Annotated in this window: 13 protein-coding genes; 2 read left to right on the forward strand and 11 right to left on the reverse strand. The window is 48.7% G+C overall.

The genetic code is table 11. The features are described 5' to 3' along the window. Positions 1–17: 17 nt before the first annotated feature. From WJM45_RS15720 to gspE, 10 genes are all read right to left on the reverse strand, one after another. On the reverse strand, positions 18–605 hold the full coding sequence (locus tag WJM45_RS15720; protein WP_341326012.1) for a hypothetical protein: 588 nt from the start codon (positions 603–605) through the stop codon (positions 18–20). Further along, on the reverse strand, positions 602–1,189 hold the full coding sequence (gene gspM / locus WJM45_RS15725) for a type II secretion system protein GspM (protein ID WP_341326013.1): 588 nt from the start codon (positions 1,187–1,189) through the stop codon (positions 602–604). The genes WJM45_RS15720 and gspM overlap by 4 nt, the downstream gene beginning before the upstream one ends. Beyond that, the gene (locus WJM45_RS15730; protein ID WP_341326014.1) at positions 1,170–2,282 is read right to left on the reverse strand and encodes a PilN domain-containing protein; all 1,113 of its coding nucleotides are present in this window, start codon (positions 2,280–2,282) and stop codon (positions 1,170–1,172) included. The genes gspM and WJM45_RS15730 overlap by 20 nt, the downstream gene beginning before the upstream one ends. 506 nt (positions 2,283–2,788) lie before the next feature. Next, positions 2,789–3,742: a type II secretion system protein GspK gene (locus tag WJM45_RS15735; protein ID WP_341326015.1), complete on the reverse strand. Its 954-nt coding sequence runs from the start codon at positions 3,740–3,742 to the stop codon at positions 2,789–2,791. Continuing rightward, a complete protein-coding gene (locus WJM45_RS15740; protein ID WP_341326016.1) occupies positions 3,742–4,500 on the reverse strand; it encodes a prepilin-type N-terminal cleavage/methylation domain-containing protein in 759 nt (252 codons plus the stop codon). The genes WJM45_RS15735 and WJM45_RS15740 overlap by 1 nt, the downstream gene beginning before the upstream one ends. Positions 4,501–4,662: 162 nt before the next feature. Further along, on the reverse strand, positions 4,663–5,079 hold the full coding sequence (locus WJM45_RS15745; RefSeq protein WP_341326017.1) for a prepilin-type N-terminal cleavage/methylation domain-containing protein: 417 nt from the start codon (positions 5,077–5,079) through the stop codon (positions 4,663–4,665). A gap of 345 nt (positions 5,080–5,424) precedes the next feature. Further along, positions 5,425–5,844, reverse strand: coding sequence for a GspH/FimT family pseudopilin (locus WJM45_RS15750; RefSeq protein ID WP_341326018.1), 420 nt, complete (start codon positions 5,842–5,844; stop codon positions 5,425–5,427). Positions 5,845–6,103: 259 nt separating this feature from the next. Then, the gene (gspG, locus tag WJM45_RS15755; RefSeq protein ID WP_341326019.1) at positions 6,104–6,559 is read right to left on the reverse strand and encodes a type II secretion system major pseudopilin GspG; all 456 of its coding nucleotides are present in this window, start codon (positions 6,557–6,559) and stop codon (positions 6,104–6,106) included. 10 nt (positions 6,560–6,569) lie between these two features. Then, complete coding sequence (locus WJM45_RS15760) at positions 6,570–7,787, reverse strand: type II secretion system F family protein (RefSeq protein WP_341326020.1); 1,218 nt, start codon at positions 7,785–7,787, stop codon at positions 6,570–6,572. Continuing rightward, a complete protein-coding gene (gspE, locus tag WJM45_RS15765; RefSeq protein ID WP_341326021.1) occupies positions 7,787–9,499 on the reverse strand; it encodes a type II secretion system ATPase GspE in 1,713 nt (570 codons plus the stop codon). The genes WJM45_RS15760 and gspE overlap by 1 nt, the downstream gene beginning before the upstream one ends. Positions 9,500–9,702: 203 nt before the next feature. Between gspE and WJM45_RS15770 the strand changes: the two genes are divergently transcribed. Beyond that, positions 9,703–10,848 carry a glycosyltransferase family 4 protein gene (locus WJM45_RS15770; RefSeq protein ID WP_341326022.1) on the forward strand — a complete coding sequence of 382 codons (1,146 nt, stop codon included), beginning with the start codon at positions 9,703–9,705 and terminating at the stop codon, positions 10,846–10,848. 73 nt (positions 10,849–10,921) lie between these two features. Here the strand turns inward: WJM45_RS15770 and WJM45_RS15775 are convergent, their stop codons facing one another. Then, positions 10,922–11,848, reverse strand: coding sequence for a mitochondrial fission ELM1 family protein (locus tag WJM45_RS15775; protein ID WP_341326023.1), 927 nt, complete (start codon positions 11,846–11,848; stop codon positions 10,922–10,924). A gap of 284 nt (positions 11,849–12,132) precedes the next feature. On the opposite strand from WJM45_RS15775, the gene WJM45_RS15780 reads away from it, so the two are divergent. Beyond that, positions 12,133–13,200, forward strand: coding sequence for a glycosyltransferase family 10 (locus tag WJM45_RS15780; RefSeq protein WP_341326024.1), 1,068 nt, complete (start codon positions 12,133–12,135; stop codon positions 13,198–13,200). Positions 13,201–13,661: the final 461 nt, after the last annotated feature.

The following is a 13,661-nucleotide window of genomic DNA, read 5'->3' on the forward strand; positions in this document are numbered from 1 at the left end:
AAGGCCGTTATCCGGCGTTACTTGGAGGCTGGCGACGGTAGCTTCGGCGCTGCCGGGCTTTTTGGTGGTTTAAGCGGGCGTCTTCGGGAAGGCGGTTCTTTTTGTTTCGGTTTTCTCAAGATCAATTCTTGCCGCCCCATGCCTCTTTCAAATATCGCTTTATCCGGCAATATTTCAACTAAGCGCCAACCGTCAACCTCGTCTTCAACTGGCATTTTTTTATGGTTTTTTTTATCGGGTAGCGGCTTGATTCTTCGTAACAATATATGGGGCTTTTGTTGAACCGTATAGATACCGGTCAGTTCCCAATCCAAGGTTTCCGAACTCGTTTCCGACGCACTTTCCAGATCCGGTTCCGGTTCGGGCGCCGGACGCCGGCCTTCGATAAATAGCGGGCGATTGACTAAATCGTTATACCGGTCTTCGCTTGGCCGATCGCTTTGAAATTGCGGAAACGCCAATGCTTGATAGTCTGTCGATAGCGTATTGGTTTCGCCGGCCGGCTCGCCGTTCGCCCGCCCCCAGTACCACCATTCGCCGGCAATAACAACGACTAAAACCGCGCAGGCAGCGCAGAGTAATTTGACTAATGCCGTATTGATCATGGCTCTTTACCCATGAAGCCGGAAGCCTGAAAGCTGATGTTCATTTTATTGCTTGGCTCGATCTTTCGGGTTATCCGGTTGCGTCTGCCTCGTTCGGGGCGGATATCAAGGTCGTCGATTATTATAAAGGGCACGGCCGATTCGAGCTGCAGCAAAACCGAGCGCAATGCTTCCATATCGCCATTTATTCTGATTTTTATCGCGATGCGACTATATTGGCCTTCGGTTTTGCTCGGTAACACCTGAGTACTGATCAACTCAGCCCCGGCATTGGCAATCGCGGCCCTGACCGACTGCTGTAATTCGGCGGAAGCCAGTGCCTCCGATTTATGCCGACTGAAAAAACTTTGCGAGGCATTGGCCTGCTTGATATTTTCGACATTCGCCGTCACGGCCTCTTGTCTGTCGGCTATCCGTTGATAACGATCCAAACGAAACAGCAGCTCGTGTTTTTCTTCGCGTAAGTCCAAGGCCGCATTGATCAAGGGCACCACTAGAAAGCCGATCACCATCAATACGACCGTAATCAACAAACCTACGGCGGCTAAGCGTTGCGGCGGGTATTTATCGAGTAGCGTCACCATCGCTCCTAGGTTTAATTTCCACGGATAGCTGAAAACGCTCTAAACCGCTGAGTCTATCCCGGGTTACCGGCGACACGAAACGGGCATTGACAAATAACTCCGATTTTTCCAATTTTGAGATGAGTGCCGATGCAGCCGGCGTTTGGCCTTGAAACTGTAACCGACCTTCGTTAAAACGCAAATAATTGAGCCAGGTATCGTCTTCTATCAATTCGCTGAGGGTATTCAATATATCGACGATTGCCGGCGACTGCTGTTTTTTGGCGATCAATTGTTGTGCTCGCGCAATAATGGTATCGATTTCCGATTGAATGTTTTCAACGGCTTTCGCTTCTTTTTCGATAACCGCAATGTCGTCCCTGAGAGCCGCTACAGCCCGGCTTTCCAGCCAAACCGGCAAGACCATCGCGACGGTTAGCAATAAAAAAAACAACGCGACCAAGCCGCCGTGTAAATAACTATGCCAAGGTATTTTGTTTTCTCGGCGATGTTCCGGCAAGAGATTATAATGGGAGACGTCCGATTCCGGTTGATTGCTTACCGGTTCGTAGTCGATTAGCGACGGATGCAGCGTCAATGCCGTCAATTCATCCAATAGGGCATCCAATTTGTCCTTTGGCGTCAACACCAAAACGAGGCGCACGATACCGGTCTGCTTGTTTTTTTCGACCCGTTTGACCGAAAAATAAACTTGATCTTTATTAAACGGGGTCAGGCGATCGATTTCGTAAGAAATCACTTGTTGTAAATTTTCCGCGGCGGCAATCGGAAAAGTCAGTTCCTTGCTAATCGCATCGGAAGGCGCAAGCCGGACGATGAATTGGGTTTTCTCGTAGCGCGCATCTTTTGCCAAAAGTTTCTTGATCGCCTCGACTCCCGCCGCATTCCTTGAAAATTCGCCAAGGCTTTCGCACGCTTCGCCGACTTCATAGGTTAACGAGAATGTGGAAACATGAGGTCGTAAAATGAGTTTACTTTGTTGTTGATCAAGAATTTTCTTGATCTCTTCGGGCAATAAATGAGAAAGCTCGCTTCCCCACCAACGAAAAAACTTTTTTACATCCAGATCAATGTTCGCATCAAGATTCAGCATTGGTCATGTTTTGTTTCTAGTTGAGTTTCAGTGGGTAAAAATACGAACTGTTCATTTAAAGTCAAGACTGGTGTGCTGTCTCATGAAATTCGATTTGGCCGTGTTACATAAACGGCTAAGGTTATAAGAAAAAGATGACAAGAATGCGTCTTTTCCGTTACACGAGTTTTAGCTCGGCATCCATCAATCGTTAAGGAACGAGCATGAAATAACCTAGACAACTGTTGGAAGGGGGTTCGGTGGCTCGATTGACAGGTGTCGGCGGCAGGGCAGATTTTTGCTCCTTCAAAATCTGCATTCATGCCATCCATGGCAATCAGATTCCGCCGTCAAGCCTACATGGACGTATTCACCCAGCACCTAAATAAGCCATGATTTTGAATCATTGCCAAAGACCTATGGAATTTAGGTGCTGGATTTAGGTACTGGGTTCACGGCGTCCTGTCAAGCGAGTCACTGAACCTCCGCAAAGCCTGTTACTTGTAGAAGTTATTTTGTGTATATTCCTAATTTTCCATTTCATAGGCGAATAAAGAGTGGACTTTGGAATGTATCGGTTGCCACCGAGCCACCGAAAAAGGTTGGCCCAGGTTACTCGAACGCCTAACCAAAACCTTGACACCCGCCGTGACGCCCTCGCCGACCATGGCCTCCGAAACGATAGTCAACGCGCCGCTTGTCGGTCTACCGGGCTGAGCTTGATCGTCTTCCTGCATTTCGAATTCTCCCGGCATCTCGTCTCCCTGCTCAGCCGGCGAAAAAGCTCTGACCCTAGGAACCGCATTCTCGGCATCGGACTTGCCTGTTATCGGTTTGGCGTCAAAGTCGCCCTCGCTTTCCAGCATATATCGCAATTCCGCCGAAGCCTTGTCGAGATCGACACTCGCTTGACCGGATTCAATGGTAATAAACGGCTCCAGCCAGTCGTAGAGCACGGCATCCACGCCCAGAACCATTTGCAATTCTTCGAGCGACTGGAATGCCTCGTTACGAGGGGCATATCTCAAGCCGGCCGCATGATATTCTTTTTTCTCGGCGCCGTCTTCTCGCGTGTCTTCATCCTGGTCGCGCCAATCGATTATGGCGTTGGCAACCCGCGTTTGCATATCGACCTCTATCGGTGCGTGCCTCAAAAGTTTGAGTAACAAATCCAATTCCGCCCGATTGATGTCGACCTTGCCGTTTTCCGCAAGAATGCGGACTCGAATCACGGCCTCATCGAAACTAAATTCATAAATTTGACCGTCGGCATCCCAGCGTTTTAACGGGTCTTCTTCCAGCATCATCAATTCCGCCACCGCAATGCCGGCCTCCGCAAAAGCTTGGGTCTCGGCCCTAGTCTTCATGCCGAACATTATAGACGATTCCCGGCGCATACTCAGCGCAAAACTTCCAGCCATGATCGTCAACAACGTCAACACCCAAAGCACCAACACCAATGCCAAACCCTTTTGCCGCATTAATCGAACCCCTGGTCAATGCCGTCCGAAAATTCGGGTCCAACGGAGGTATCCGCCGCGGCTTTTAAGGCGATATACATGTCCGGCCAATACAATTCGTTGTCGCGGACAATCCTGATTCTGACCAAACGCGGTAACGCTTCTCTATCCACCCACTCATCCTGCCACCCGTTTGCTCCGGACATAGGGTCCATGCCGAAATAACTGACCTGGAAAGAGTTCACATGCTTAAGAATCACGACACCTTCATCCTGCGCCGTTTGCCCCTCCGCACTCGGAAAGAAGGGTTGAACCGAAACAGTCAACCACTTGCCGCCGCCCATTTGCCGCAAATACACGCTAAACATCTGCAAGCCGGGACGAGCCGCACTGGCCGGAAGCGGCGATACGAACTGAAGGGCATCGGGTCTACCGACAAACGAGAAGGCTCGTTCCTGATCGGGACTAAAGTCTTGCCACAACGGTTGCGTGACACCCAAGTGCCTGCGAAAAAATTGATAGACCAGCGCGGCTTCGCCGCTCTGAGCCACTTTACCCTCGCCCGCCTCCCAGCTTTGCGCGCTGATTCTGAGCGTGCCGAATAGCAAGACCATCATGACGCTCAATAAGGTCATGGCCAGCATGATTTCTATTAGCGTAAAACCGGTTTGCTTAGGAACGAGCATGAAATAACTTAGACAACTGTTGGAAGGGGGTTTGGCGGCTCGATTGACAGGTGTCGGCGGCAGGGCAGATTTTTGCTCCTGCAAAATCTGCATTCATGCCATCCATGGCAATCAGATTCCGCCGTCAAGCCTACATGGACGTATTCACGGCGTCCTGTCAAGCGAGTCACCAAACCACCACAAAGCCTACTACTTGTATAAGTTATTTTGTGCATATTCCTTATTCGATGTGTAATGAGTTTTAGACATGGGCGGCTATCGACTACTTGCAGCTTCCGCCTGCCCTAAACGTAGCGTTTTTAATTGAAAAACGCGCGGTTCGGCGCCTTCTTCGGACCAACTAACCCTAACATCGATGCGATACAATAGCGGCAATTCGCTTTGATTACCTGAAGGTTGCAGTTGAAAATCGGCCGGTCGGATGATAACTAGCCATTCATAACGATCGAATTCCGTATCTGAAAATTGACTGGCTTGCAGCGGCGTTTCCACGCCCGCTCGCGCCATTAAAGACTCCGCGATTTGCACGGCCGACGAATAATCGTCGGCAACGATTGCGGTATTGATGCCGCCCGAAAAAATCCGGAGCAAAACTCCCAAGGCCAAAGCCATGATCGCAAAGGCCACAAGAATTTCCATCAATGAGAAACCTTGCTGCTTAGAAACGAGCATGAAATAACTTCATCAAATGTCGGAAGGGGGTTCGGTCAGCAGTTCCCAGTTTGAGCGTTCTCGCTAGATTTAGGGTGTGGGGTATCCCTGTCGAGGAACGCCGTGAACCCATCCATGGGGGCTTGACGGCAGCTCCCTGCTGCCGACATCCTCGCCAAGCATACCCCACACCCTGTTTGATCCCCAAATTGGGAATTGCTGGGATTCGGTGGCTCGATTGACAGGTGTCGGCGGCAGGAATATGCCACCAAGCATACCCCGCACCCTTTTTGATCTCAAAATTGGGAATTGCTGCAGAATCTCCACAAAGCTTACTGTTTCGGAAAGTTATTTTGTGCATATTCCTTAGGCATCGGTCAGGTCGATCAATCCGGTTAACCAATTAATTTCTATACGCCATACCCATTGATCCAATTCCATCGTCAGCCGTCCTCCGGTTGAAGAACCGTCACCGAAGAAACGGACACTGGCTCGACCGTCCCGGCTGTACTCGCTTTCCGCCGTCACAAGCCTGACTTGGATATTTTGCGGAATCCGGTAAACCTTATCGCGCGTACTAATATAATAGGTGTTGTCGCCGAAATCGATCGTCACGGTCGTCTCTTCGCCGAGCATCAAGGCTTGCCCTCTCGCATAACGCAGGGCCGAAATCATATCTCGCGCCGCCGTTTTAATCGTCGATGCATCGTTGCCGGATGAAATCGATATACCGACCGCGCCGAAGGCCAGCACCATGATAAACAGCACTACAGCCAATTCGATCATCGTGAACCCACGATTCGCTCGAGATATTGCTACCATTCTAAACAATGCCGACGAACCCGAATAAACAATTCAATGGGTAACAGCAATTCCCAATTTGAGTGTAAAAAAGGCTGTGGAGTATGCTTGGCGAGGATGTCGGCGGCAGGTAGAGCCGCCGCCAAGACTCCAAGGATGGGTTCACGGCGCTCCTTGACAGGCATGCTCCACACCCTCAACGCCGAGAACATGTTCAAACTGGGAATTGCTGCAATGGATAAAGTCATTCCCAACTGACAATATCTTGATCCTCGCCTTCGCCCCCTTCTTTTTGATCGGCGCCGAGCGTATACAAATCGAATTTACCATGCTCGCCCGGCGATTTATAAAAATAAGGTTGTTGCCAAGGATCCAGAGGAATTTTGTTTTTTCTTAAATAAGGGCCGTTCCAACGATCCACGTCATTAGGTTTTTCGATCAGCGCCAGCAAGCCGTGTTCGGTGGTCGGATAACGCCCGACATCGAGTTTGTACATATCGAGCGCGGCTGAAAGATCGGCGATTTGAACGATGGCGGTCTTGGTTTTAGACGCCCCCATATGCTTCATGACCTGCGGACCGACAACGCCGGCCAACATCGCGATAATGCCCAATACCACGAGTAATTCGAGCAAGGTAAAACCGCTGTTTTTAATTCTTAATCGTTTTATTCCCAATTGTTTTATTCCCAACCGTTTCATGTTTTTTTTCCTAAAAGGCCAAATCGTTTACACTCAAAATTGCCAACAAGATTGAAATAATGATACCGGCAATCATGAGCCCTAAGGTTATGATCAAAACCGGCTCCAATAACGCCAACATACGTTGTATCGACACTTTGAGCTGTTTGTCGTAAATCGTCGCGACACGCAGCAGCATCTCTTCCAAACGCCCGGTCTCCTCTCCCATCCGAATCATTTGCATCGCCATTTTAGGTAAAACTCCCTTATCGAGTAAAGCGTCGGACATATGACGACCTTGTTTGAGCTGCTCTTCGGCGTCTCTGACAGCATCCGCCAGCGTTAAGTTCGACACGGTCTCGCGCACGATCGTCAAGGCACTGATGATCGACACGCCGTTCCCGAGAAGCGTACCGAGCGTGCGGGTAATATTGGCGGTTTCCATCGCGAGCAGAATGTTACCGACCAACGGCATTTTTAGAAAACGAGCGTCCCACACCTTGCGAGACGTCGGCTCCGCCAGTTGATGATTCATATAGAGATAGGCCGATACAATTATCGCCAACAATAACCACCAGTAGCTTTGCAGCCAATTGGCCAGGCCCACGACAATCTGAGTCGGCACCGGCAATGCTTGACCGGCACTTTCAAACATTTCGGTAAATTGGGGCACCACAAAGGTTAGCATCACAAACAACGACGCAAACGACATGATCATTAAAATAATCGGGTATATCAACGCGGTGCTAACCGTGTCCCTAAGCTCCCGCGAACGCTCGAGATAGTCCGCCAAGCGCACCAAGACGCCGCCTAGATTGCCGCCTGCCTCTCCGGCTCGGATCATATTCAGATAAAATTTGGAGAACACGCCGGCTTGACTCTGCAAGGCATCGGCAAGAGACGTCCCGCCTTTGACTTTTTCCAATACGCGCGCGAGCAATTTGCTCAATTTTTCATTTTCCTCGGTCAAATCGATCAACACCGAAAGCGATTTATCGAGAGGTAGCCCCGAATCCAGCAAGGTGGCCAACTCGCCGGTCAACATCAATACCTCTTTTTGCGACAGCCTAAGCTGTTTAGCCCCCAGTCTTAACCCGAGAAATGTTCTACCTTTCGATAAAGAAACGTGAAGCGGTATAAAACCTTCCGTTTGCAATTCGGCGATCAAAGCCCCTTCGTCGGCGACCTCGCGCAAACCTTCTTCAACTTCGCCGTTATTGTTTACGGCTTTATACGCATAGAGTGCCATCAGGATTCCGTCGTCACGCGTAAAATTTCTTCCAGAGTGGTCAAGCCCTGCAAGGCTTTGACCACCCCGTCTTCATACATGGTAAGCATTCCCTCGCCAATTGCCAACCGGTGAATTTCCCCGGCTTCCGCATGCGCCATGATCAATCGACGAATGGGATCGGTCATCACCAAAAATTCGATGATCGACATCCGCCCTTTATATCCTAGTCCGTTGCAGGCCTGACAGCCGGTTGCTTTATAGAGGACCAAATCGCCGTCCGGTTGTAAATGTCTCAACTTCAATTCTTCGGCCAATGCGGAATCGACCGAATAAGCAGTTTTACAATGAGGACAAAGTTTTCTAACCAAGCGCTGCGCTAAAATTCCGTTGACCGTCGAACTCAGCAGGTATTCCTCCAAGCCCATATCCAATAAACGCGTCACACCGCCCGCCGCATCGTTGGTATGTAGAGTAGACAACACCAAATGTCCGGTCAACGCCGATTGCACGGCTATTCGTGCGGTTTCGATATCGCGCATTTCACCGATCATGATGACATCGGGGTCTTGTCTGACGATGGACCGTAGCGCCGCGGCAAAATTCAATCCTATCTGCGGCTTGGCTTGAATTTGATTGATGCCTTCCAATTGATATTCGATCGGATCCTCGACGGTGATGATTTTACGCTCGGCCGTATTCAATTGTTTAAGGGCCGTATATAAGGTAGTCGATTTACCGCTGCCGGTCGGCCCGGTAATCAGAATAATGCCGTGCGGTTGACTCAATACCTCGATAAATTTTTCATATTGCCTACCCGCAAACCCGAGGGCTTTAAAATCCAATACCGTCGCCTCTTTATCCAATAGACGCATTACGACACTTTCGCCATATAAAGTAGGAATCGTCGAGACCCGCAAATCCAATTCCTTACCCAGCATTTGCAGTTTGATTCGGCCGTCTTGCGGCAATCGCCGCTCGGCGATATTGAGTTTGGCCATGATTTTTATGCGCGAAAGCACGGCTGCGGTCGATGTTACCGGCGGCGCATCGATATTTTGCAGCACCCCGTCGACGCGTAAGCGGACTTTCAAGCGCTGCTCGAACGGCTCGATATGAATATCCGAAGCTCGGCTCTCAATCGCGCGCTGCATGATCAGATTAACCATTTTGATGACCGGCGCTTCACTCGCCATATCTTTAAGGTGTTCCAGATCTTCTTCGCCGATCTCGTCTGTCTCTAGATTGGCAAATAGCTTATCCATTTGTGATTTACCTTCGCCGTATTGCAGTTCGAGCGCGGCATCGATTTCCGACATCAGTCCGACTTTCGCAACAATCGGTTTAGCGGTAGCCAGTTGCAACGCATCCAACACAAAGCGATTTTCCGGGTCCATTACCGCAATATGAATTGCATCATCGGTATCGCGCAAACCGATTACATGAAATTGTTTCAGAAATCGCAGAGACACATGATTGGGCAGAGGCGATTCAAGCGGGTAATCCTCGACCCCGACTTTTTCTACGTCATGCGTTGCAACAAAAGCTTCCGCAATATCGCTTTCCGAACAAATACCGAGCTTAATCAACAAATGCGGCAAGGTTTCGGCCACGGTCGACTGCATGATTCGGTCGACCTTTTTTAGCTCGGCATCGGTTAATTTATCTTGGCGCTGAAGATAACTAAGAAAGGGATGGTATTCAGGCGCGTACTTGGCAATTGAGTAATCCATTGAACAGTCCTGGCTTTATAGATTCGGGCGGATTATAAACCATGGGTGTAATTAAAGTTGACTTGAATTCTAGCTCCTATGCCTACCCAATTTTAGATACTGCGCACCTTATACTTGAGCGCTTTCGATACTCACAGTAAACTTTCCATGTATACGACAGAGTTCAGACTCAGCCGCGCTTGAAAATTTCACATAAAATTTCGATGTCTAATCATAAAATCACGGTAATTCAAGTTTTGCCAGCCTTAAACAGCGGCGGAGTCGAAAAGGGCACGCTCGAAATCGGTCGTTACTTGGTCGAACAGGGGCATGAATCGATTGTCGTTTCGGCGTCCGGGGGCTTGGTGCAATCATTAATCGACGAAGGTAGCCGGCATATCGAAGCGGACATTGGCGCCAAAAAACTGTCAACGTTGAAATATATTCCGTGGTTCAAACAACTAATGCGGGATATTCGCCCGGACATCGTTCACGTCCGCTCGAGGCTACCCGCTTGGGTGGTTTATTTGGCCTGGAAAAGCCTACCTGAAAATGAAAGACCTCGACTCATTTCAACTTTTCATGGTCAGCATTCAGTCAATCATTACAGTGCGATCATGACCAAAAGCGAGCGTATCATCACCGTCTCTGAAATGATGCGTGATTACATTCTGCGCTCTTACCCCGATGTCGATCCTGAAAAAATTTCGGTGATCTACCGAGGCGTCGATACGACGCTGTATAACCCGAATTTTTTTCCCGATCAAAACTGGCTGGATCATTGGATGGCTACTTATCCGCAAACGCGAAATAAGCCGTTGCTGACTTTCGCGGGACGCTTGTCTCGCCGCAAAGGCATTGAAGACTTCATCCAAATTATCGCCGAATTGAAACGATCAGGCCTACCCCTGCACGGGCTGATCGTCGGCGAGACCTCGCCTAAGAAAAAAGAATACAGACAAGAACTCGAACGGCTGATCCACGAGAAACAATTGAACAATGACATCACGTTTACCGGCCACCGAAGCGACTTGCAAAACATCATCGCAATCTCGAAAATCGTTTTTTCCCTGTCGAAAAAACCGGAGTCCTTCGGTCGCACCGTTACCGAGTCTTTGAGCCTGGGCGTTCCGGTTGTTGGCTACAGTCACGGCGGCGTCAAGGAACAACTGGAGCGATTATTTCCGGAAGGCAAGATCGAAGTCGGAAATGTGAACGAGGCCGCCGAGGTCACTCGACAAATATTGACCGGAAGCCCCGTTTATATCAAGCGTAATGATATTTTCACGTTGGCGAGCATGTGCTCAGAAACGTTAAACACCTATCGAGAATTAATGACTGATAAAAGCCGCTCTGCTCTCGACCGCTAAAGCCCGAACATGTAATCCATGAAAAATGGGGCGTCACCATTGATCGTGCCATGGTAAATGTAAAAAATTGTTTTCAAGTTTTTAAGTTGGTTTTCAAGCTCATTCGCCGGCCAATTTCCCGAGCAGCATTGCCGACATCGTCGAGCGGCGAGTAAGTCCAGTTTTCCAGCTTTCCTCTAAAAGGCCTTGTATAGCCTTCCGATTGCATGATTTGATGAAATCGATTGAATTTATCCGAGCCGCCGTCAAGTTCTATGACATAAACCGGTTTTCCGGTCGTGCATGCTTCGGAAACCATATTGACTGAATCGGCGGTTACAAAAATCGCATCTGCCAAGCTTAGAAAACCCAAATACGGATTTTCCCCGTAACCGTCCCAAATAAACGAAGGCGTATCGCTCAGCTCTTCACGCAACACCGCTTCGACTTCGGCGTCGGTGCGCCGGGAAGTCGTCAATAAAATGCCTGCTCCGGTTTCTTTTGACAATGCCGCTAGCCTTGCACCGAGCTGCCTGCCAATTTGCGCCGTCATTCGATAACATTTATTGGAACCCCCCACCATTACGGCAATTAAAGGGCGCGGCAGGTCGGCAAATTGCGGCGCAAAATGCTCGGCGGCAAGCTTGAGACGAGTCGGTGTAATCGTATGGAGTCCGCCGATGCTGTTCACGATATTCGGACCCGACAAGCCGTCATGTCTCGGCGTAACAATGACATCAAACTTACTGTAGGCGTAGTAAGGATTTTGTATGCGAATATTGAAGGTTTTGCCGCCACTGGCTTTTTTTATTGCCAGAGCCACGGCCACCGTGCGTCGTCCGGTCCCGATCACGACATCGGGCCAGGGCGGATTGAAGTCCGAGCTACCCGCCCCCAAAAAACGCAATGGCGCAAAACAAAAACGCGACGGCAAATGCCGCCATGGCCAGGTCAAGCAAATCCGCTTTTGTTCGATTTCTAAACCTAATGCCTTGGCTAAACCAAGCGATTGGTTGTCCATTCCGGGTATTCCCAACGTCAATACCCAGCAAGTTTCAGCCTTCGTGTTCAAATGAGTTCTTCCTAATCGTTTAAATAAGCAGTGCTAAAATCAATTTTCTTTATCAAACAAAAGATTCGAATTTCGTGGCGACTCAGTATAATTAGCCTAATTAAGCAATTCCATCAATTTATACCCATCGTAGATCAAAATTCGGAGCCGGGGCGGCCAGTCAAAGCGTATATTTATCCGACGAATTTCGCCAACATTTGCCTTAATAAAACCCACCGTTCAATCAAAGCCCAATGATAAAAGAAGCACTCAAATCGTCACCCCCTATCGTCGTCAAGTTTCTCGCTAAAACGGAATCGCGCATGTTCATGCGACAATTCCCAAGAAATACAAATACTTGGGGATCATGTACCTTTAGTTTCGATCCGGACTTGGAAGATTACGATTGGCTAGTCGTCTATGACGACTTACCTAAAGTCGGCGGCGAACGTTTTTCGTTACGCGAAGAAAAGCTCCGTTGTCCTAAACAAAACACGCTGTTGATAACGACCGAACCTTCGACAATTAAAGTATACGGCAGCTCCTATACGGCTCAATTCAGTCATGTTTTGACCAGTCAGGAAAATTTTGCACTTGCGCACTATAACAGAATTTTTTCTCAGCCGGCCTTGATTTGGTTTTACGGAATCGGCAAGCAAACCGAAATTCCCTATGACCGTCTCGCGGCCATGCAACCGAACAAAAGTCTTACGATTTCGACGGTCTGTTCCAGTAAACAGCAAAAACACACCCTACACAATCAACGTTATCGATTTACTCAAGCGCTAAAAAAACGTCTGCCCGAGCTGGAAATATTCGGCCACGGTGTTCGCGACATGGATGATAAGGCTATCGCACTCGATGCTTATCGTTATCACATCGCCATCGAAAACTTTGTCGGCGATCATCATTGGACCGAAAAACTGGCTGATGCCTTTTTAGGCTTTGCGCTGCCTTTTTACTTCGGCTGCACCAATGTCGAGGATTATTTTCCGAAGGAAAGTTTCATTTATATCGATATTTTCGATGTAGAAAAATCTTACCGCATCATTAAAAACGCCATCGAAAACCACGAATACGAAAAGCGTTTACCTTTCATTCTTGAAGCCCGCCGCCGGGTTTTGGAGAGCTATAATTTATTTTCGGTTCTCAGCCAGCACATCGAACGACATCATGAACCGACAAAGTCATTAGCGCATGACATCATGATCCGCTCCCGCAAAGCGATCAATAAACAATCGTTGCTCAGCTCTGTTCGCTATTTCCATGAAAAATATCGCGTCAACCGCTACCGAAAACGGCAATTAAAAAATCCTTCTTAGGAATGTGCTTTTACATCAATAAGTTATTAGCTTAGCGCCTGGGTTTCCCAAGCGAGAGAGACTGTAAAAGTATTGGCAAATACATTATAAAAAAAATTTATTTACCATGAAGTACATGAAGGTAATGAAGAAAAAAACTTAGCAGGACGGGGTTTGCAACCCCGGCCTAAACGTTTGGACGTTGACCAAAGTCAGCCGAAATGTATAGGTCAAACCGAAACGCTTGGGACGGGTTAAATAACCCGTCCCGCAGAGGGATCGCTGCCGTCAAGCCACCATGGATGGGTTCATCCAGCCCCTAAATTCCAAATGTTTTAGTTGCTGGATCGAATTTCGATAATTTAGGGGCTGGAGTCCTCGATAGACACATCACATACCTTTTATTCTTAGACGGTTTTTCGATCAAAAGTGAGGAGTCCTTCATGTCACTTCATGCTCTTCATGGTTAGTTCGTTATATTA

Source organism: Methylotuvimicrobium sp. KM2 (genome assembly GCF_038051925.1).
Classification (GTDB): domain Bacteria; phylum Pseudomonadota; class Gammaproteobacteria; order Methylococcales; family Methylomonadaceae; genus Methylotuvimicrobium.

Coding starts and splice junctions, on each gene's coding strand:
- WJM45_RS15760 (WP_341326020.1), bottom strand. CDS start 7,787: ATGGCACTCTATGCGTATAAAGCCGTAAACAATAACGGCGAAGTTGAA.
- WJM45_RS15770 (WP_341326022.1), top strand. CDS start 9,703: ATGTCTAATCATAAAATCACGGTAATTCAAGTTTTGCCAGCCTTAAAC.
- gspM (WP_341326013.1), bottom strand. CDS start 1,189: ATGGTGACGCTACTCGATAAATACCCGCCGCAACGCTTAGCCGCCGTA.
- gspG (WP_341326019.1), bottom strand. CDS start 6,559: ATGAAACGGTTGGGAATAAAACAATTGGGAATAAAACGATTAAGAATT.
- WJM45_RS15730 (WP_341326014.1), bottom strand. CDS start 2,282: ATGCTGAATCTTGATGCGAACATTGATCTGGATGTAAAAAAGTTTTTT.
- WJM45_RS15740 (WP_341326016.1), bottom strand. CDS start 4,500: ATGCAGATTTTGCAGGAGCAAAAATCTGCCCTGCCGCCGACACCTGTC.
- WJM45_RS15750 (WP_341326018.1), bottom strand. CDS start 5,844: ATGATCGAATTGGCTGTAGTGCTGTTTATCATGGTGCTGGCCTTCGGC.
- WJM45_RS15775 (WP_341326023.1), bottom strand. CDS start 11,848: ATGGACAACCAATCGCTTGGTTTAGCCAAGGCATTAGGTTTAGAAATC.
- WJM45_RS15780 (WP_341326024.1), top strand. CDS start 12,133: ATGATAAAAGAAGCACTCAAATCGTCACCCCCTATCGTCGTCAAGTTT.
- WJM45_RS15720 (WP_341326012.1), bottom strand. CDS start 605: ATGATCAATACGGCATTAGTCAAATTACTCTGCGCTGCCTGCGCGGTT.
- gspE (WP_341326021.1), bottom strand. CDS start 9,499: ATGGATTACTCAATTGCCAAGTACGCGCCTGAATACCATCCCTTTCTT.
- WJM45_RS15745 (WP_341326017.1), bottom strand. CDS start 5,079: ATGCTCGTTTCTAAGCAGCAAGGTTTCTCATTGATGGAAATTCTTGTG.
- WJM45_RS15735 (WP_341326015.1), bottom strand. CDS start 3,742: ATGCGGCAAAAGGGTTTGGCATTGGTGTTGGTGCTTTGGGTGTTGACG.